Here is a 21,154-nt window from a genome sequence, read left to right as displayed (position 1 = left end):
TATAATCACTTTTTTCACCGAAAAACCTATAAACTCATAAACTTTCCCATGCTAAAAATATAACAAAAGTATACCCTAATTTTTCGGTCTGTCAAGTGCTTTCCAAAATCCCTCCAGCTTGCCCTCCAGTGTAGCCAGGCTGCAGCTTTGTCTGTCATCCCATTCCCTTGGGAACAATTCACCATATTTTCTGTCTGCGAAACGTTCATCTAAAAGCAGTATCACACCTGTATCCTCCCTGGTCCTGATCACTCTGCCTGCTGCCTGAAGTACCTTATTCATACCAGGAAAGCGATATGCATAATCAAACCCGTTCTCCCCTTTATCTGTATAATATTCTCTCAGGATCTCCCTTCTGATACTAACCTGGGGCAGTCCTGTACCAATGATCACTGCACCGATCAACTTATCTCCAATCAGATCGATTCCCTCAGAAAAAATGCCTCCCATAATGCAAAAAGCAGCGAACGTATAGTCATGTATATCAAAATTCTGAAGAAAGGCTTCTCTCTCCCTTTCACCCATGCCAGGATTCTGGCATACTGTTCTAACCCAATCCACAGAAAATTCTTCTTCGTAAACATTATATACGTCCTGCAAAAGCCGGTATGACGGAAAAAAGATCATATAATTACCTTTTTTCTTCCATACTGTTCTGGCTATGTACTCTGCAATCCGTCTGTATTCACTGTAATTTCTCCTAGTATACCGGCTGCTCACATCCACACCTGTAAGGATACACCTTTGTTCTTTACTAAAAGGCGATCTGACATAGATTCCATAATCATCCGAACGTACACTTAACAGCTTTCTGTAATAAATCATAGGAAGAAGCGTTGCGGAAAAGAAAACCGTGCTTATTCCTTTTTCAAGGGAAGCATTCAGATTCCCTGCAGGATTTACACAGTACAAATGAAGGCGGAACTTCCCATCCTCACTGTTCTCTGTATAAACCACATAGTTATCATCTACTAATTCGGAAATATTAAGAAAATCCCTTACTGAAAAATAGAATTCCAGAATCTGATCTGACAGTTCCTGATTTTCCGATTCTTCCATAAACTTCTCCAGTTCACCGAAAACTCTCAACATAGCAAGTGGTATCATTCCTGCATTCTCCAGTATTTGATAGCCTTCACATTCTTTTTGCATGGATAACAACTGACGATTTACCTTGTCTAGGCTTCTTGCCAAAGTCGGAGCCTTTTCCCTTACTTTCTTTCGTACTTCCAGCACTTCTTCCTTGCAGACAGAAGCACTGTACATTTCTCTCCCTCTCTCCACCAGATTGTGTGCTTCATCTATAAGAAATATATACTCGCCTGAAACACCTTCCCCGAAAAACCGTTTCAATCTGGCATTGGGATCAAATACATAATTGTAATCACAGATCACGCCATCTGCCCATAAAGCCAGATCCAGGCTCATCTCAAAAGGGCACACCTGCCATTTTCTTGCCTGATCCTGGAGCGAATCTCTGTCATAGCTGTGTCCGGAGGTCCATAACTCATAAACACATTCATTGATCCGGTCAAAGTGACCTTTAGCATATGGGCAGGCCTTTGGATTACACTCTGTTTCTTCCTGAAAACAGATTTTTTCCTTGGCAGTCAAAGTGATCACCTTAAACTTCAGACCTTTTTCCTTCAAAAATGAAAAAGTCTCTTCTGCTACGGTTCTGGCAATCGTCTTGGCAGTAAGATAAAATATCTGCTCACCATGTCCTTCCCCCACTGCCCGCACTGCTGGAAAAATGGTGGATATGGTCTTCCCCACACCTGTAGGTGCCTGGATAAAGATCTGCTTTTCCGCAGATATGGCATGGTAGACACTACTGACCATCTGCCTCTGCCCATCTCTGTACGGAAATGGAAATTCAAGATCCTGCATGGAGTGATTCCGCAGCTCTTTCCATTGAAGCTGATAAGAAACCCATTTGTGGTAACGGTCAAGAAGCTGCTGATACCAGTCTTTTAGTTCCTCCAGCATAAATGACTCACCAAATCTATGTATCTGTTCTGTGTCAAGGTTCACATAAGTCATCTGGATATCAATCTGATCCAGAGATTCCATCTCCCCATACATCCTGGCATAACACATTGCCTGGGCCTTATGAACCAAAACCGGTGCTTCCATCTGCTCCGGATCTGATGCGATCCCTTTTATCTCATCAATAACTGTAATATCATCCTTCGTAAAAATCCCGTCAGCCCGCCCTTCTACAAGAATGATCAGATCTTCATATTCTGTTTTCCATTTCAGGCTGACCTCAGCCTGATAGCCGGCCCCCATTCTTTTCTGTATCTTGCGATGGATGCGGCTTCCTTTCTGCATGGCTTCCTTATCCGATACACTGTGCCGGTTATCAATGTCACCGCTTCTTAAAATAAATTCTACCAGGTTCCTTACTGAAATTCGAAATACAGGTTTAGCCATTTTCATTCTGATACAGTATCTCTTGCCCTCTCACATAGTCAAGCCGGATAGTTATATCCGCTTTGCTGATGGATATTGTAACACATACATTATGTAAATTCCACCATGTTCCTTCTGTATTTCAAAGGCAGAAGCTGCTGCTGAAGTGCTGTATTCTTCCTTTCCGGAATAGTAATGGCACTGCAGAATACCCTCCACAAATCTTCATAAATCTCCGGATTTCCCGGCGTCTGGTCTGTCACCTTAGGCTGTACGTTCTGAATCACAGTGCAGGCAGACTGCACAGGATGTATCATTGCCTTTTTTCTTTTCTTATCATAAATCATCCAGTTCTCGCCTTGAAAACGGTCTTGAAAATGTGTGCCCAGCATTTCCAGGATATCATTAACAGGCTCTATTTCAGAAAAAAGTACCTGACCGCCGATTTCCCTGAACCTTAAAAATCCATAGTAATGATGCAGTTCTCTCCAGACTCTGGTTCTTAATCGTGATACCTGTCCCACATAAGCATCTGCTACATCTTCCATGATGCGGGGATCCCACTTTCCATGGAAAAAAGACTTATAAAGAGTATAAAAAACCGCAGTTCCACGATCCGGATCCGAAGAGGCTGCTGCATACCACAAATCCTGGCAGACGGCAGATCCCAGATTCTTCAGAATAGTTCTCGTTACCCGCCCGGCTTTCTCGCTGTCTGACTGTACATGATGTAATCTGGTAAAAAGTTCCATATTCTCCGGCTCACAGGTACGGATCTGAATCTGCACCTTTTTGGCTTCCATCCATCCGTCATATACAGCCGTAAAAATCCCCTCTGTACTATCCTCGCAGATAAACACTGTCTTCTCCTGATTCACAAAGCATACCTCCTCTCAATCCCATCCTCTTCTCGGTCAAAAAAAGAAAGCTGCCGGCAGGTACTGTAAAGAAGCTGCTCTGGTCTCCTGGCATCTGTTATATTCCGGATAATATAATCTTCTTCCAGCTTAGTCCTGTACATCATCCTGCCATTGCAGGTAATAAAATATAATGCACGCTTCAGAACTACTCCGATCTTCTGTAAATCGGTAAAATCCAGAGAATGCGTCTTTCTTGCGCCTACAATCCTCCTGGCAGATCTGTCACCGATCCCAGGAACCCGAAGGAGCTGATAATACCCGGCTGTGTTGATCTCCACCGGAAAATATTCCAGATGGCGTATTGCCCAGTTGCACTTTGGATCCAGCTGAAGATCAAAATCAGGTCTGGATTCAGATAAAAGTTCAGAAGCCTTAAATCCGTAAAACCGCAGCAGCCAGTCTGCCTGATATAGCCTGTGTTCTCTTAAAAGAGGGGGCTTGGTAGACACTGCCGGAAGGGCTTTGTCTTTATTCACTGCAACAAAAGCTGAATAAAATACTCTTTTTAATGAGTATTTCTGATAAAGAGACTCTGCCACAGACAGAATCTGGTAATCATTCTCCCCAGATGCCCCTATGATCATCTGAGTACTCTGTCCAGCAGGCACAAACTGTGGTGCATGCTTAAATAGGATCAGTTCTTCCTTACTGGCATCCCGTTGGATCTGTATCTGCCGCATAGGTCTTAAAATAGTCTGTCTGCTTTTGTGGGGAGCTAACCGTCTCAGGCCATCTGCTGTAGGCAGTTCCAGATTCACACTCATCCTGTCTGCCAGATATCCTGCCTGCCGGATCAGATCCGGCGATGCCCCCGGAATAGCCTTCAGGTGAATATAGCCATGAAAATGGTACTTTGTTCTTAAAAGCTGTACAGTCCTGCAAAGCTCTTCCATGGTATGATCAGGACTTCCCTTGACTCCGGAGCTTAAAAATAATCCCTCAATATAATTACGTCTGTAAAACTCCATAGTTAGGCTGCATACTTCTTCCGGAGTAAAGCTGGTCCTGACCACATCATTAGAAGCTCTGTTCACACAGTATTTACAATCATATACACATTCATTGGTATATAAGATCTTTAAAAGGCTGATACATCTCCCATCAGCTGAAAAGCTGTGGCAGATCCCGGCAGCAATGCTGTTGCCCATCCCGTCAAAGCTGCCACTCCTGTCAACACCGCTGGAAGTGCAGGCAACATCATACTTGGCTCCGTCTGCCAGTATCCTCAGCTTCTCCATCAGTCCCATTGATTCCTGAATTACCATAACCTGTCCCGTACCTTTCCTCCATTGATTGCAGCAAACATTTGTTCGTATCGCTATAATAGAACAAATGTTCTTTACAGTCAAGGCTATAAAACGGGACGAACATAAAAAGACAAAAAAAGAACTGCCTGTTACGGCAGCCCTCTTTTTTTACATCTGAGTAAGAACAAAAATATCATAAATTGCTTTTATTGCAGTCTCAAAATCTCTATTTTCCACACCAATGATAATATTCAGCTCACTGGAACCCTGATCGATCATCTTAACATTTACATTAGCATGTGCTAATGCTGAAAAAATCCTTCCGGCAGTTCCTCTGGTGGACTTCATTCCCCGTCCTACTACGGCGATCAATGCCAGATCTGACTCCATTTCCACAAAATCCGGAGATACAGCCCGGTGAATCCCTGCGATCACCTGCTGTTCCTTTTCCTCAAATTCATCCTGATGCACATAAACGGTGAGCGTATCAATGCCTGACGGAATATGCTCAAAGCTGATGCCCTGGTCTTCAAATACCTGAAGCACTTTACGTCCGAATCCGATCTCACTGTTCATCATGGATTTTTCAATGTTGATAGAACAGAAGCCTTTCTTTCCTGCAATACCGGTAATGGTATACTTAGGCTTTCTGCAGGTACTTTCTACAATGAATGTGCCCTTGTCCTCCGGGTGGTTGGTATTACGGATATTAATGGGAATCCCTTCTTTTCTTACGGGAAAGATGGCATCCTCATGAAGAACCGTTGCTCCCATATAAGATAACTCACGAAGTTCACGATAGGTAATCGTCTCGATCACTGCCGGATTATCCACGATCCTTGGGTCTGTTACCAGAAATCCGGATACATCTGTCCAGTTCTCGTACATATCCGCCATGATCGCCTTTGCAACAAGAGATCCTGTCACATCTGAACCACCTCTTGAAAAGGTCCGTACCTTCCCGCCATCCTCAGCCCCGTAGAACCCTGGAATAACTGCTTTTTCACATTTTGCCAGTCTTTTGCCAAGAAGCTTATTCGTCTTTTCAGCCTCAAGAACCCCGTTCTTATCAAAACGGATCACTTCTGCAGCATCCACAAACTCATAACCAAGATAGGCTGCCATTACTTTACCATTGAGGAATTCTCCTCTTGATGCAGCATACTCTTTCCCTGCATGTGCTGAAAAATCAGCCGCAATCTGCTCAAATTCACTATCCAAGGAAAGTTCAAGAGAAAGTCCCCGGATGATCTCCTGGAAACGCTCCTTGATCGCCTGAAGCTTTCCGTCAAATTCTTGGCCTGCTTCAGCAGCTTCATAGCAGGAATACAGCATGTCTGTTACCTTTGTATCTCCGTCAAAACGCTTTCCCGGTGCAGAAGGTACAACGTATCTGCGGCTTTCCTCGCTTCTGATGATCTCCCCTACCTTTTGGAACTGTTCCGCATTGGCAAGAGAGCTTCCTCCAAATTTTACAACTTTTTTCATAATAGTAATTACTCCTCGCTGCTTTTTATAATGCACTGACGCTATTGTAAAAAAAAGCAACAAAATTTGCAAGTACTTCTTTTAAGATTAAAATCACAGTTTCCAAGATTTAAAGTCACACAAACCAGCTGTTTTTACTTTTCCTTGGGCTTCTTGTTTATGCTCTCTGTCACATCCAGCACTGTCAGAATATTTCCCACAACTTTAAAATGGATATCTTGTCTGCCGAATGCCATGCCATATTCCCTGTCAGGGTCTTTCTGGTAGCCTGGTCGTGGATCATCTGCCAGCACAGCCACCAGCGCTTTTCGCAATTCTTCTGGAACTCTTCTTAACAGCCCCTCCGGGAAATCCACTTCCAGCTTATGATCCTGTATTCTTTCTGTAAAGCCGGCCCTGCCCTCCGGATGGCTGTCTGCCTCTGGAAGATAGGGCTTTATGTCATAAATGGGAGTATCATTCATCAGATCTGCTCCTGAAACATACAGTACAGGCCCAAGTTCCTTTGTATATTCCACCTTTTCCAGTTTTACAGCCGAAAGGCCTACCGGATTGGGCCGATAAGGGGATCTTGTGGCAAAAACTCCTTTTCGTATATTTCCACCAAGCCTTGGAGGCCGGACCGTAGGAGACCAGTCATCCCGCACAGCCTGTGAGAATTCCCAGATCAGCCAGATATATGTGTATTCTTCCAATCCGCGAAATGCCTCTGGCTTTCTGTATTCCGGTTCAAATACAATCTTCGCCTTCAGTTCCCTGATCCTTCCACTTTGATGAGGAATCCCGAACTTTGATGGGAAATCATTCTGGATGTGTGCAATTACCTTCATGCTCTGTATTTCCGGATAATCTCATTTGCCTTTGCATAAATTTCTTCCGGATCCTCTCCTATGCTGAATAACCCATCTTCATAAAGAATACTTCCATTAACCATAGTAAGCTTTACATTTTCCTTACTTCCACTGTATACAAGATTCTTTACCAGGTTATTCTCAGGCTGCATATTCGGCCTGTGAAGATCGATCATAACAAGATCTGCCAGTTTTCCTTCTGCAAGGCAGTCACAATCGTCCAGACCGCAGCATCTGGCTCCCTCTGATACAGCCATTTTAAGAACCTGATCTGCCCCTACAGCGGAAGCATCTTTTTCACGCAGCTTCGCAAGTCCGGTGACAAGGAACATTTCCCTGAACATATCCAGGCAATTGTTGCTAGCCGGTCCGTCTGTACCAACAGCCACAGGAATGCCCAGATCCAGCATTTTCTGTACAGGAGCGATTCCACTGGCAAGCTTGGTATTTGAGCCAGGATTTGTCACCACATACAGCTTTCTTCTCTTAAATATGTCCAGATCTTCCTGGGTCATATATACGCAGTGATAACCACCTCCGCCATACTCCCACACACCCAGTTTGTCAAGATACTGGGTTGGTGTAACACCATTTCTTTCGATACACTGACGTACCTCTGCTTCTGTCTCAGAATTATGGGTGAACACAGGTGCCTGATATTTCTGTGCAAGTCTAGCCACTTCTTTCAGCCGGTCCTGGCTTGTGGTATATTCTGCATGAAAGCCCAGACAATAGCGGATCAGCGGATCATACGCATTATACTTTATGTAGTCCTCTTCCATCTCCCTTGGACTGGATGAAAAGTCATTCATAGGAGATACCAGAACTGTACGGAATCCACAGTCTACACTTGCCTTTGCGATCTGCTCAGGATAAAAATACATATCAAAGTTAGAAGTGATCCCACTGGTAAGATACTCCAGGATCGCCAGCTTTGACAGATGATACACATCCTCAGGCACTAACTTAGCTTCCATGGGAAAAATCTGCTTATTCAGCCAATCCAGCAAAGGCAGGTCATCTGCAAAAGACCTAAGAAAGGTCATGGCTGAATGGGTATGTGCATCCTTAAACCCAGGGATCAGCAGGTTCTCTTTTACATCAATCTCTCTGTCCCAGGCATTTTCCCCATAAGCATCCTGTGTTTTTTCAGGACCTATATAAGCAATCCTGTTGCCTACCACATGAAGTTCTCCCTGGATGATCTGAAAATCCTTATCCAGGATCCTGGCATTATAAAAACGGGTATTCATCAGTCATCCTCCTTTTCCTCTCCAAAAAGTGCAGCCAGGCTTTCTTCGTAAGGTGCTCTGCAGATTCCTTTTTCTGTAACGATTCCGGCGATCAGCGTATGATCTGTTACATCAAAAGCAGGGTTGAAACATTTTACAGATTCCGGAGCCATAGGCTGCTTATAAAACATCTTCTTGATCTCGTCCGGATTTCTTTCCTCGATCTTGATCTGTTCTCCTGTAGGACAGTTCATGTCAATCGTTGAAGTAGGTCCAAGCACATAAAATGGAATGTTATAATACTTTGCCAGGATTGCCACACCGCTGGTACCGATCTTATTGGCAGTATCTCCATTGGCAGCTACACGGTCGCAGCCTACAAAGCAGGCCTGTACCCAGCCATTTTTCATCACCATACTCGCCATGTTATCACAGATCAGTGTAACATCGATCCCAGCTTTATCCAGTTCATAGCTGGTCAGTCTGGCTCCCTGAAGCAACGGACGGGTCTCATCTGCAAATACATGGAAGTTCATGCCCTGTTCTTTCCCAAGGATCAATGGACCAAGGGCAGTACCGTACCTGGATGTTGCAAGCGGCCCTGCATTACAGTGGGTAAGGATCCCATCACCATCTTTAATAAGACTTAGCCCATACTGGGAGATCTTCTTACACATGGCAATATCTTCCTGATGAATCTTTCTGCATTCTTCTCCAAGAAGCTTTACGATCTCCTTAACAGGAAGTTTTTTATGCTTATATGCAGTCTGTTCCATCCTGTTGATCGCCCAGCTAAGATTCACAGCCGTAGGACGGGAGCTGTTCAGATACTCTCCATACTCTCTCAGTTTTTGATAAAAAGCGTCAAAGCTGTCTGTATCAATCGTCTGGGCCAGACAGTACATCCCATATCCTGCACAGATTCCAATAGCCGGAGCACCTCTCACCCGCAGATGAAAGATTGCTTCATAAATATCTTCCGCTGTCTCTAATGTAAGATACTCAGCAAGATTGGGAAGCTTTGACTGATCCAGGATCACTACATACCTGCCGTCTTCTGACAGTCGTACATGATCCATATCCACTTTCTGACTTGTCTGTTCCATTAATACTATTCCTCCTTTAATTAACCGCTTTACACTGCCTCCCGGCATTTATCAATAATCATATAATATTCAAGTCGAGCAGGATTTCTCCCATAGCCTTAATGCTTTCTGTAACAAGGCTGCGAAACAGCGGTGCAACCCTGTCTGCTGTTTCTTGTACCTCTTCATGGGTAAGCGGATTCTCTGTCATGCCACAGCCAAGATTGGAAATACAGGAAATCCCACAGATCTTCATGCCCATATGGTTCGCTGCGATGGCCTCACAGGCAGTACTCATACCAACCGCATCTGCTCCCAGGGTACGGCACATACGTACTTCTGCCGGTGTTTCAAATGCAGGACCTGTCAGCTGGATATAAACGCCCTCTTTAAGATCAATTCCCAGCTTACCGGCAGCATTTCGGATCACCTGCTGCAGATCAAGATCATACACATGACTCATATCACAGAAGCGAAGCCCTAGTTCATCAATATTCGGCCCGATCAAAGGAGATGGCACAAAAGATCCTATCTGATCTGTGATCATCATCAAATCCCCTGCTTTAAAATCAAAGTTTACGCCACCTGCCGCATTCGTAAGGAACAGTACTTCCGCACCCATCAGCTTCATCAGCCTTGTAGGCAGAACCACATCGGAAATAGAATAGCCTTCATAATAGTGAACCCTTCCCTGCATTGCCACTACAGGCACATCCCCCACATATCCGAAAACAAAGCGTCCCTTATGACCAGGCACTGTTGATACGGGAAAACCCTGGATCTGGCTGTAATCCAATGTCTGTACCACTTTCATTTCCTGAATGTACTCACCAAGTCCAGAGCCCAGTATAAGGGCTGCTTTTGGTTTAAAATCTACTTTTTCCTTTACACTTTCATAGCATCTTAATAATTTTTCATATACTGGATTCATTTGTTTCCTCCTTTTTCTGCTGATAATTTCTCGAAATCTTCAGTCCAAATTAAGAATTGCGGCAGCCATGCCGACTACCAAAATATTCCAAGTTTGGACCTGCTTCGAGGACTCCATCCTGCATGCAGCATTCTTAGTTTCTGTCTATTGATTTTAAATCAAGAGAATTTTTATATTGTTATATATTTCTTAACCTTTTACAATTCTTTTGCTGTTAAGGCCTTTCTCTTTCAAAAGTTTTTTGTATGTCTTCATTTTATTTCCAGGTACTTTTGCCGTAGTTATCTTAGGTGTACCTTTAAATGCTTTTTGGGAAACTGTTTTTGCAGTCAGCTTTCTGGTTTTGATTATAATTGTTTTCAGTTTCTTGCAGCCACTGAATGCATAAGAACCAATCTTTGATACATTCTTGCCGATAACAACTGTTTTCAATCTGGCTGTGCCTCTGAAAGCATTATTTCCAATTGACCTGATGTTGTTTCCGATTGTTACTTTTGTTATTTTCTTATTGTTTCTGAACGCATTATTCGCAATCTGCGTAATTTTATATGTCATACCGTTTATTTTTACAGTATTCGGGATTATAAATGTTTTCCTGTTTTTACTCATCGGAGTAATGAAAGCCACTTCTTTTTTCACTGCATTTGTAATTATATATTTTCCGGTCTTCTTATCGTCAACTCTTCCAACATTTGACTGTGACTGCTGTGGTTTCTGTGTTGGCTGTGGTGTTGGCTGTGGTTTCTGCACCGGCTGTGTTGGCTGCACCGGCTGTGATGGCTGCGGCCTCTGCGTTGACTCTTTTTTAGGAATAGACTCCGTTCTTGTCTTATTACATTTCTCACAGGTGTATATTTTTATACCTTCTGAATCCTCATCAGGTTCTTTTGTTATTTTACCCACATCCCAGATATGACCAAATGCCTTGAGGATTATTCCACCCTCTGTATAATTACACCTTGAACAACCGATCACCGCTTCTTTTCCATCCACCTCACAGGTCGGCTCAACTTTCTCTGAAACTATTCTTGTCATATCATGACCGAGGGCTTCTGTCTCTGTTCCGGCTTCAAGCAGTTCCTTACATCCTTTACAATAAATATCCCCTGTGTACCCTGCTTCCAAACACGTTGCAATCTTTTTATTTTTTATTTCAGTTTCTCCTGTATGGTTTGATGCATCTTTCTCACCATATGTCTGACGACAGACTTCACAGACTGCCGGTGATGTACAGGTTGCCCTGCAGCCAGTGTGATTCTTTTTACTTATGTCTGTTACAAAGTCACAATTGTTAAAAGCGTATGGTCTTACACGACAGCTTGTTACGGTTATTTTGGTCAGAGTTGTGGGAATCAGATAATATTTTCCATCATACCTCGTCCATGTGTAACCAGGCACTTTTGTTGTTGTAGACTGAAACCACCAGCCAAGATGTCCAAGGTTGTCTGCTGCGGTTCCTATAAAAGGCACTGTAAGTTCCTGTAGAGAATTCATATCTTCAAAAACCTTTGAACCCAATAATGTAACTGTATCAGGAATCGTAAGTTTCGTAATTCCCCTGCATCCACTGAATGCAGAAGAAAATATCTTCGTAACATTAGATGGAATATCTATATTTGACAGAGATGTGCAGCCCGTAAATGCGGCTTCTCCAATTGACTTTACTGAACTGCCAATTATTACTTCTTTCATATTTCCGGCATAGAAAAATGCACGATCCCCAATAGTTTCAGGTCCATTTATCACAGCTTTCTTAATCTCTGTTATATGACTGTACCATGGAATATCATGATACATGTCTTTTGAATAATCTGTCATTCTGCCGCTTCCACTGATTGTCAGTGTTCCCTCATCATCCAATATCCACGTACAGGTTTTCCCGCAATTTCCACTTGATGCAGCACTGACAACAAAATTACTCATAAACATCATACATACAACAACAAAAGCCCCTATGAGAAATCGTTTGATTTTCATTTTATCCCCCCAATATAAAAAATAATCTCTCGGAATCTTCAGCCCAGTAAAATCAGGCTTTCAGATCCATCTTTAGGATTTACACCCATGAGTTTTTAAAGTTCAATGCCAGCGTTTCGCAGGCATGATCAATCAGCATTCCGAGAGATCATGCTGGATCTTCTTGTAAATAAAATCGCATATTCCTGACGCAGTGTCAGGATCTACGTTTTCTTTCTGTTTTTCCATCATATTTGATGCCATATTCTGGTCATTTAAAAGGCAGAGTCCCTGCTTAACCTGCCCTTTCACTGTTTTCGCAGAAACACTCATGCCAAGCTTTACGAAAAACTTCCTGTTTGCACTTTCACAGCCTGGGATAGGGTCCGTATGCACCATAGGCACCCGGACAGCTGCAGCCTCTGTAGACGTAAGACCTCCTGGCTTTGTAAACAATACATCACAGGCCTTCATGTAAAGCGCCATCTGACTGGTATACCCGATAACATGGACTCTTTCTTCCTTTAGAAATTCTTTTTTCATACCAGTCTCAATCTTACGATTGCTTCCACAGACCACAAAAATCTGTGCTTCTTTTGTTTCTTCCAAAAGAAGCTTTACGATCCTTGCCAGATCTCCGGCTCCCATACTTCCTCCTGCCACAAGAATATATCTGCCATCACTTAATAAGCCCAGTTTATTTCTGGCATCTTTTTTTGAGATATCCTTTCTACAGGCAGCTGCCACCGGAATCCCCGCAGGGAGCAGCTTTTCCTTTGGAAGTCCTCTGCGGATACAGGATGGAATCAGCCTTTTATGTGGAACCGTATAATAATCACAATCTGTTTCTTCCCAGAATGGAATACAGGTATAATCTGTCATAATCGCAACGGTAAGGGGCAGCTTCATTCCTTTACGCTTCATGTATGTGATGGTTTCTGCTGGATACAGATGTGGCATTATGATCACATCTACAGGATTTTCCTGAAGATATTCATCCAGATATCTGGCCATCCTGCCGTTCAGGTAATAAACCGGCGACTTTTTCATCAACCTGCTGACCAGCATTCCCAAATGGTACGCCACTCCGAAAAGCTTTGGAGTTTTCTTTACGATCTGAACATATCCGTTCCCTACGATCCTGGATACTCCCTGTCCTGCAAGGGTAAGATAATCCAGCACATACGCCTCGTCCCCCCTGGAAACAAATTCCTCTGCAACAGCCCGTCCTGCCGAATTATGGCCTCCACCTGTATTACATGATAAAATCAACGCTTTCATCCTGCGATCCCTTTCTTTTTATTCATACTGCAGCTTTCTCTTCCCTGGATTCCTCTTCTGTACAGATGCAGTGCTTATACACCACAATACCGGACAGGAGCAGCACACCTGTCAGCACAGCAGGCGGTTCTGCGGTAAAAAAGCAGGACAAGCCTACACATGCAAAGGTGATCAGGCTTCTTTTCCTATGAGATCTGACAGGCAGTACCAGAGAAAAAAGAAGGTAAAAGATCACAAGGCTGATAAATGGACGATACACTGGAAACAGCCCAGCCAACACACCAAAGCTTACAGCTATAGCCTTTCCACCCTTACCACGGTGGAAAATCGAAAACGCATGTCCTGCCACTGGTGCCGCCATCACCCCTGCAAACCAAAGGGAATCCATGCCAAGCTGTCTGCCGCACAAAAATACAGGCAGAAAGCCTTTTGCTAATTCACTTAACAAGGTAAGGATCCCACAGCCGATCCCTCCATATACAAATGCATTATAGGTTCCCGGATTGCCATCTTCTGAAAGGCGCCTTACATCTACTCCTTTAAAAATTTTGGGATACTCCAGTGCAAAAAGCATGCTTCCTGCCAGATACCCCACAGCCATATAAAAAATATATCTATGATCCACTGTCAAAACTCCTGATTTTCAGCGGTTCAGTGTTTCTATAAAATACTGTCTGCTGAATTATGATTGATCGTCTTTACAAAGTACCTTTATCTGCCGGAAAACAGATCCCCATCAGCTTACGTGCCTCATCCATTAGCTTCATTTCCATTCTGGAATACTGATCATAAGCCTTTGTTTCTTTATGATTAAGAATACAATCTGCCCATATGCCTGCCTCATAGACCATATCATCCGGATCCAGATCAATGGAAATCTGTTCTGTTTCTCCATTCCTGTAGCAGATTGTAAGCTCCTGCACACGACCAACCTCACTGATCAGCATATTGGCTTTTTCTCCCTGGATCTGACTGGGAGAACTGCTGTCCGTAATCTTGGAATAAATCAGTTCTGCCTGTTTATCCGGATATATACCGATAATAGTACCTGCTCCGTCCACACCATTTTCAAGGAAGACACCCTGTGCCTGGATCTTATCAGGCATTCCGAACAGCATGACAAGAGCATACACGCAGTATACTCCTATGTCCATTAATGCCCCATTTGACAATTCCGGTTTAAACGCATTTTCAATGATCCCTTTTTTGAAATTATCATACCTGGAAGAATATTGACAATACTGAAGTGTTACTCTGCGGATCTGTCCCAGTTTGGGCAGATTTTCCTGTATTACCTGATAGCCAGGTGCAAAAATCGAACGCATGGCTTCCAGAAATACCACATGGTTTCTTTGGGCAGCCTGCTGCATCCTTTCCAATTCCCTTTCATTACTTGCCACAGGTTTTTCGACAAGTACATGCTTACCATGCTCCATCAGAAACACAGCCTGCTCACAATGAAGAAAGTTGGGACTTGCAATATATACTCCATCAATATCAGGATCCTGAGCCAGCCCCTCCAGAGTTGTATAATACTTCTCCACCCCGTATTCTGCCGCAAAATCCTTTGCTTTTTCTTCGCTTCTTGAATAAACAGCCTGATATTCAATCAGCGGACACTTGGCAATCCCTGCCAGAAATCTTCTTACGATCTTACCTGTCCCGATGGTTCCAATCCTTATCTTACCATTCACACCCATTTCTTCCCCTTTTCTTTATGTTTCTTTCTTCAATTTAATCATCTGCCAGTTTTAAAAGTTCCCTGCCCTTTTCCAGACGCTGATAAAATTGACTGTAGAAATCCATCTGCGGATCATATGGTTTCTGATAAAAACTGTTCACCACATACAGATTCAGATTACGAATCAGATCCGGATCCTGTGCATCATACAAAACCTTCTGTACATCCAGAAGAAAGTAATGCCAGTCTGCTACAAATTTTTCGTATTGCTTCAGATCAGGAGTATCGATCCATTTTTTTACTTTTATTTTGCTTCTATTAGTCTTTTTACATTCATGAATCTGAAGAAAATACTGAAAACCACCATCCTGGTAATATCGTCCCAGAGGAAACAGCCTGCAAAACCCTGGCCGTATAGGATGAATACTGCATCTGCCTTCTTTGTTCAGGAAAACACATTGCTCATCCCTTCCTGTCATTCGAAGGTGAGGCAGGATATTCCCGTCTGCCACATCAAAATCCATACATATGGCAGCCAGTTCCTCACAGCTTTTCCCAAGACCGCAGCCAAGCCGGTACACATCCAGAGGATCCAGTACCAGTGTATCCCCCATTCCCTGGCAGCAGTCACTGCAGCCTGTGCAATCCTGACAGTCTGCCTTTACCATGTCATTTGCTCCATATAATTTTCCGTCAGAAATCTCTTCCAGTGATACATCTCGGCGCATCTTAATCCCTATCCTTTATCCTTAATCCAGTTTCAGTCCGGCCAAAGCCTGTGCAAAACTGTTATTTACAGGCTCCTGGCTTTCTTTTTGCTGCTGGCGCATGTATTTCTGTACATCTTTTTTGTTTACGCCTGCACCTTCCTTTGCCCTCCTTGCCTGAAAAGCAGACAGCTTCTCTTTATAGCCGCACACACATACAAATGTTTCTTCTTTTCCTTTTACCAGCATTTCCATACGCTTATGGCATTTAGGACAACGGGCATTTGTATTTCTTGAAACTGTTTCTTTGTAACCGCATTCCCTGTCCTGGCAGACCAACAGCTTTCCATTCTTTCCGGTAACTGCCAGAAGCTTCTTCCCACAACGTGGACAGTTTTTATTTGTCAGATTATCATGTCTGAAGGTTCCCTGTCCTTCTTTGATCTCGTCCACAATCTCACAGGTATACTCCCTGATTTCTTTCATAAATGTGTGCTGCTTCATCTGCCCCTTTGCAATCCTTGACAGCTTCATCTCCCAGCTGGCTGTCAGTTCCGGTTTTTTCAGATCTTCTGGAACAAGCTTAAGCAGCTGCTTTGCTTTGGATGTAAGATAAATCTCATTTCCTTTCTTTTCCATAAGGAACGCATGAAAAAGCTTCTCAATGATATCTGCCCTGGTAGCTACTGTGCCCAGCCCTCCGGTCTCACCAATGGTTTTCACAGCAGCTTTGTCTTTTGTCTGCATAAACCTTACCGGATTCTCCATGGCGGCCAGTAGAGTGGCTTCTGTAAATCTCGCCGGAGGCTTTGTCTTTCCTGATGTGATCGTCACCTGTCCTGCCTCAAATACAGTCCCTTGCTTTACCTCCGGAAGCTTTTGATCCCTGGGAGCAGTATCATCCGTATCTTCCTCTTCAGAAAAACCCTCCTGATAGATTTCCTTCCAGCCCAAGCTTCTTATGATCCTGCCGCCTGCTGTAAAAATCTCACCTGCTGCCTTCCCTTCCATAGTCACCTGCTCATACAGGCTTGCAGGATATAAAACTGCCAGAAAACGCCGGACCACCAGATCATAAATCTTACGTTCTTCATTGGTCATATGATCCAGCTGTACAAACTGCTCTGTAGGTATAATGGCATGATGGTCACTTACTTTTTTGTCATCCACAAAACTGGTACTTGCCTGAATAGGCCGTGTAAGCAAAGCACCTGCCAATTTTCGGTAAGGACCTGTACCACAGGCCTTCAGTCTTTCCTTTAAAGTAGGCACGATATCCTTTCCTATATACCTGGAATCTGTTCTTGGATATGTAAGTACCTTATGATTCTCATAAAGGCGCTGCATGATATTTAACGTTTCTTTCGCAGAAAAACCAAACTTCTGATTGGCTTCCCTTTGAAGGGTTGTTAAGTCATACAGACCTGGCGCCATTGTTTTTTTCGCCTTTTTCTCTACAGACACCACCTGAAGGGATGTATTTGCAACTTCCTTTGCCAGCTTTACAAGTCTTTCCTGTTGAAAAGAACGAAAGCTGCCACTTTTGGAATCTTTCCAAGTCCATCGGATATTACCTGCCGTCAGGGTCAGTCCATAATATTCTTTTGGTACAAATTCTTTAATTTCTTCTTCCCTTTGTGCAATCATGGCAAGCGTAGGAGTCTGAACCCGTCCACAGGACAGCTGGGCATTATACTTGCAGGTCAGTGCCCTAGTACCATTGATGCCCACCAGCCAGTCTGCCTCTGCTCTGGCTGCTGCAGCCTGATACAGATAATCGTAATCATGTCCATCCTTCAGGCTGGAAAATCCCTCTTTGATCGCTTTGTCTGTTACGGATGAGATCCACAGCCTGCGGATAGGCTTGGTACACCCTGTCTTATCAAGAATCCACCTGGCTACAAGTTCCCCCTCACGGCCTGCATCTGTGGCAATGATCACCTGGTCTACATCTTTTCGGTAAAGCTGGGTCTTCACAGCCCCGAACTGCTTGGCAGTCTGCCGGATCACCACCAGACGCATATACTCCGGAAGCATAGGCAGGGTGCCCATCTCCCACTTTTCATACTTGCGGTCATATTCCTCCGGATCTGCCAGCGTCACAAGATGTCCAAGTGCCCATGTAACAATATATCGGTCTCCCTCCAGCATCCCATTGCCCTTCTTGCCGCAGTGCAAAACTCTGGCAATATCTCTGGCTACAGAGGGTTTCTCTGCAATTACTAAAGACTTCATTCTCTCACTCCCTGATCAAGCTCTCTTTTTTGCAGTATACCATATCCGCAGCTATAATTCCAGCAAGGCTTAAAAGAACGTTTCCTGTGATTTTTGCCGTCTAACTTATCAGCCTCTGCAGTCACCGGGTATACTCTGTACTTTACACTTTTTTCATAAATCTAAAGAAAAAACCATTTGTAAATCAGATGTTACAATGTTATTATGATGCCAGGATCAAAAGATCTGCATCCATATGATTTTACCTATCAGTGGATAATAAAAAAGCAGTAAACACAGGGAGAGAAAAATGTATTACTTTATAGTGAACCCCAAATCCAGATCTGGCATGGGCAAGTGTATCTGGAACAACCTGCGGGCGCGGCTGCTTCAGCAGAATATTGAATTTCGCAGTTATCTTACAGAGCACGTAGGACATGCCACCACTCTTTCCAGACAAATCAGCAGTCTTGGTACTCCAGATGCTCCTGTAACACTGGTGACAGTAGGCGGAGACGGTACCATTTATGAGGTACTTACCGGGATCAGTGATCTTCGCAGTGTGATCTTCGGCTATATTCCCACCGGTTCAGGAAATGATTTCTGTAGAGGCATGGCCCTTCCCAAGGATCCGGATGCGGCCCTTACTTCCATTATCCGCCAGGATCGGATCATGGAGATGGATGTTCCCTGTATTTCTTCAGAGGGCAGTAAATACCGATTTGGTATCAGTGCCGGGATGGGGTATGACGCAGCAGTATGTCAGGAGGTGCTTTCTACTCCCTTCAAAAAGATTTTCAACCGTCTGCACCTTGGCAAGCTGATCTATCTTTTTATAGCTTTAAAAAAGCTGATGTTCCTTCATCTTTTCTCCATGACGTTACATATGGATGGAGACAGGATATACCACTATGACAATGTATATTTTACTGCAGTTATGAACCAGAAATATGAAGGAGGCGGTTTTAAATTCTGTCCGGATGCCAGTCCCCAGGATGGTATGCTGGATGTGATCACAGCTGAAGGCATGAGCAAGCTGAAGCTTCTTCTGATGCTCCCTACTGCCTTTTTCGGTAAACATGTTCACGTCAAGGGCATACATATTTTCCGTTGTAAAAGCATAGATATTAATACCAGTGCCCCGGTTTCTGTGCACAAAGACGGAGAATCCGGTGGCATTTCCGATAAAATCTCCATTTTCCTTGAAAACAATTCTTTAAAAGTGATTATGCCTATGGTATAATCTCTTCGTTTAAAAGGAGTGAATAAATTTACATGATAAAATTCATTAAAAAATACAGGCATGGCCTTGTGATCGCCATTTATGCGCTTCTATATCTGATCACGTTCAATTATCTGGAGAACCGCACTGTATTCAGTTATCAATATCATGTGATCGATACTGTATTTGATAGTTACATACCATTTTGTGAGTACTTTATCGTTCCATACTTGTTATGGTTTCCATATATGATTATGACCATATGGTACTTCATCTTTAAGAACAACAACAAAAAAGAATATTATCAGCTGATTTTTAATCTAATGATGGGAATGACTATTTTTCTGATCGTATCTTATGTGTATCCCAATGTACTTCACTTAAGACCTCATGAATTTCCCAGAGATAATATTTTTACAGACCTTGTAAAGTTTATTTACAGAACAGATACACCTACTAATGTGCTTCCCAGTATCCATGTGTTTAATTCTCTAGCGATTCACATGTCCCTTTCCAATTGTCAGTCACTAAAAGATCGTAAAGGTGTCCGGATCGGTTCTCTGACCCTTACTATACTGATCATTATGTCTACCATGTTTTTGAAGCAGCATTCTGTAATCGATGTGTGCCTTGGTTCCACTCTTGCGCTTTTCGGATATCTGTTTTTCTATCCGCAAAAGACTACTGTACATGCACACAAGAAAGTTGTTTTTGAAAGCATCAGCAAAGAAAAACACAGGAAATTCTGATTCCACAGTATGTTATAAGGGCTGCAACACCGGATCAAGAATGCCTTTGCACTCCGGGTTGCAGCCCTTTCATTATCTCTCTTATTGCCTTATCTTATGCAGGTACAGACTCTGTCATGTCTGTAATGCATCTCTTAGTTAAATCCGTAGAATTTCTGACACAGTTTGTAAGCTGCTACAGAGATCTTTCTTCCGCCTCTTCCAGGCAGGTTCATGAAATTCCCCATCAGGCCAAAACGCAGCCTTGAATACAGTGATCTGTTGGTATCCTTGATATATGTTAAAAGCTCTTTCTTCTTTTCCAGTGCCTCTGCTGTGCCTGAACGGATCAGCATAATAGAAGAAACAGTGGTAATAATATCCAGATAACTGATCATATACTTTCTGGTTCTTTTGTTCATGGACGTATGCTTTGTATAAGAATCCACCATCAGCTTATTTACTCTGATCTGCTGGTCAATCCTGCGGATCATTACTGTTTCATTAACAGACTGGTCATCCCGGCCTATAAAGTATCTGTAGAAATTAGTATCCACATAATACATGGTCTTCACATAGGGAAGAGGATCAAATGCAAAAATGTTATCCACATAGAAGGTATGTCTGGGAAGCTCTAATCCACAGTCAACCAGAAGCTTTGTCCTGTAGATCAGTGAATGCATCAGCAGGTACTTGCCTTTTGGCATATGCTTTACCTGATCCCAAGTAAAAACTTCTTCTGTAGGAAAGCAATGTCTATAATGCATCACTCTTTTCTTGACAGCTCCCTGCTTCTCATAAACGAAGTTACTGATCAGAAGATCTACTGTGTGGGATCCCTTGACCAATTCTTCCAGAGTATAGAGAATCTTCTCATAGGATTCACGATTCACCCAGTCATCACTGTCAACCACCTTAAAATAAAGCCCTGTAGCATTCTTAAGTCCGGTATTTACCGCTGCGCCATGGCCGCCGTTCTCCTGATGAAGGGCACGTACAATAGTAGGATACTTTTCTGCATACTCATCTGCGATCTGTGCAGTCCTGTCACTAGAACCATCATCCACGACCAGGATCTCCACTTCCTCTCCCCCCAGAAGGAGAGAATTGATACATTTCTCCATATAAGCCTCTGAATTGTAGCACGGAATAGCAATACTTAATAACTTCATAAAATTCTCCTCACCTGTAACTTA

General features: G+C 43.3%; 17 protein-coding genes. 2 read left to right on the top strand and 15 right to left on the bottom strand.

What is annotated here, in order from left to right; genetic code table 11:
* Positions 1-75: 75 nt before the first annotated feature.
* From OCV61_RS03180 to OCV61_RS03115, 14 genes are all read right to left on the bottom strand, one after another.
* Positions 76-2,442 carry an ATP-dependent DNA helicase gene (locus tag OCV61_RS03180; RefSeq protein ID WP_262582642.1) on the bottom strand — a complete coding sequence of 789 codons (2,367 nt, stop codon included), beginning with the start codon at positions 2,440-2,442 and terminating at the stop codon, positions 76-78.
* An 83-nt stretch (positions 2,443-2,525) separates the two neighbouring features.
* On the bottom strand, positions 2,526-3,293 hold the full coding sequence (locus OCV61_RS03175; RefSeq protein WP_158420639.1) for a TIGR03915 family putative DNA repair protein: 768 nt from the start codon (positions 3,291-3,293) through the stop codon (positions 2,526-2,528).
* Positions 3,290-4,600 carry a putative DNA modification/repair radical SAM protein gene (locus tag OCV61_RS03170; protein WP_158420638.1) on the bottom strand — a complete coding sequence of 437 codons (1,311 nt, stop codon included), beginning with the start codon at positions 4,598-4,600 and terminating at the stop codon, positions 3,290-3,292. Before OCV61_RS03170 ends, OCV61_RS03175 begins: the two co-directional genes overlap by 4 nt.
* 150 nt (positions 4,601-4,750) lie before the next feature.
* Positions 4,751-6,070 carry an aspartate kinase gene (locus tag OCV61_RS03165; RefSeq protein WP_158420637.1) on the bottom strand — a complete coding sequence of 440 codons (1,320 nt, stop codon included), beginning with the start codon at positions 6,068-6,070 and terminating at the stop codon, positions 4,751-4,753.
* A 134-nt stretch (positions 6,071-6,204) separates the two neighbouring features.
* Positions 6,205-6,900: a tRNA (N6-threonylcarbamoyladenosine(37)-N6)-methyltransferase TrmO gene (tsaA, locus tag OCV61_RS03160; RefSeq protein ID WP_158420636.1), complete on the bottom strand. Its 696-nt coding sequence runs from the start codon at positions 6,898-6,900 to the stop codon at positions 6,205-6,207.
* On the bottom strand, positions 6,897-8,174 hold the full coding sequence (locus OCV61_RS03155) for an amidohydrolase (RefSeq protein WP_158420635.1): 1,278 nt from the start codon (positions 8,172-8,174) through the stop codon (positions 6,897-6,899). The genes tsaA and OCV61_RS03155 overlap by 4 nt, the downstream gene beginning before the upstream one ends.
* Entirely contained in the window at positions 8,174-9,259 is a 1,086-nt protein-coding gene (mtnA, locus tag OCV61_RS03150; RefSeq protein ID WP_262582640.1) for an S-methyl-5-thioribose-1-phosphate isomerase, read from the bottom strand. The genes OCV61_RS03155 and mtnA overlap by 1 nt, the downstream gene beginning before the upstream one ends.
* Before the next feature lie 58 nt (positions 9,260-9,317).
* Positions 9,318-10,169: a purine-nucleoside phosphorylase gene (locus OCV61_RS03145; RefSeq protein WP_158420634.1), complete on the bottom strand. Its 852-nt coding sequence runs from the start codon at positions 10,167-10,169 to the stop codon at positions 9,318-9,320.
* Positions 10,170-10,358: 189 nt separating this feature from the next.
* The gene (locus OCV61_RS03140; RefSeq protein ID WP_158420633.1) at positions 10,359-12,146 is read right to left on the bottom strand and encodes a leucine-rich repeat domain-containing protein; all 1,788 of its coding nucleotides are present in this window, start codon (positions 12,144-12,146) and stop codon (positions 10,359-10,361) included.
* Between the two features lie 132 nt (positions 12,147-12,278).
* Positions 12,279-13,406: an MGDG synthase family glycosyltransferase gene (locus OCV61_RS03135; RefSeq protein WP_158420632.1), complete on the bottom strand. Its 1,128-nt coding sequence runs from the start codon at positions 13,404-13,406 to the stop codon at positions 12,279-12,281.
* 22 nt (positions 13,407-13,428) lie between these two features.
* A complete protein-coding gene (locus OCV61_RS03130) occupies positions 13,429-14,031 on the bottom strand; it encodes a glycerol-3-phosphate acyltransferase (RefSeq protein WP_262582639.1) in 603 nt (200 codons plus the stop codon).
* Positions 14,032-14,104: 73 nt separating this feature from the next.
* Positions 14,105-15,100: a Gfo/Idh/MocA family protein gene (locus OCV61_RS03125; RefSeq protein WP_262582638.1), complete on the bottom strand. Its 996-nt coding sequence runs from the start codon at positions 15,098-15,100 to the stop codon at positions 14,105-14,107.
* Between the two features lie 40 nt (positions 15,101-15,140).
* The gene (locus OCV61_RS03120; protein ID WP_158420630.1) at positions 15,141-15,815 is read right to left on the bottom strand and encodes a YkgJ family cysteine cluster protein; all 675 of its coding nucleotides are present in this window, start codon (positions 15,813-15,815) and stop codon (positions 15,141-15,143) included.
* 21 nt (positions 15,816-15,836) lie between these two features.
* A complete protein-coding gene (locus tag OCV61_RS03115) occupies positions 15,837-18,029 on the bottom strand; it encodes a DNA topoisomerase III (protein ID WP_158420629.1) in 2,193 nt (730 codons plus the stop codon).
* 289 nt (positions 18,030-18,318) lie between these two features.
* On the opposite strand from OCV61_RS03115, the gene OCV61_RS03110 reads away from it, so the two are divergent.
* On the top strand, positions 18,319-19,251 hold the full coding sequence (locus OCV61_RS03110) for a diacylglycerol/lipid kinase family protein (RefSeq protein ID WP_158420628.1): 933 nt from the start codon (positions 18,319-18,321) through the stop codon (positions 19,249-19,251).
* A 32-nt stretch (positions 19,252-19,283) separates the two neighbouring features.
* Positions 19,284-19,979, top strand: coding sequence for a phosphatase PAP2 family protein (locus OCV61_RS03105; protein WP_158420627.1), 696 nt, complete (start codon positions 19,284-19,286; stop codon positions 19,977-19,979).
* Positions 19,980-20,113: 134 nt separating this feature from the next.
* Here the strand turns inward: OCV61_RS03105 and OCV61_RS03100 are convergent, their stop codons facing one another.
* On the bottom strand, positions 20,114-21,130 hold the full coding sequence (locus OCV61_RS03100; protein ID WP_158420626.1) for a glycosyltransferase family 2 protein: 1,017 nt from the start codon (positions 21,128-21,130) through the stop codon (positions 20,114-20,116).
* Positions 21,131-21,154: the final 24 nt, after the last annotated feature.

Origin of the sequence: Blautia ammoniilytica, assembly GCF_025566965.1 — a bacterium.
Taxonomy (GTDB): domain Bacteria; phylum Bacillota; class Clostridia; order Lachnospirales; family Lachnospiraceae; genus Blautia_A; species Blautia_A ammoniilytica.
This window is presented reverse-complemented; position numbering and strand designations above follow the sequence as displayed.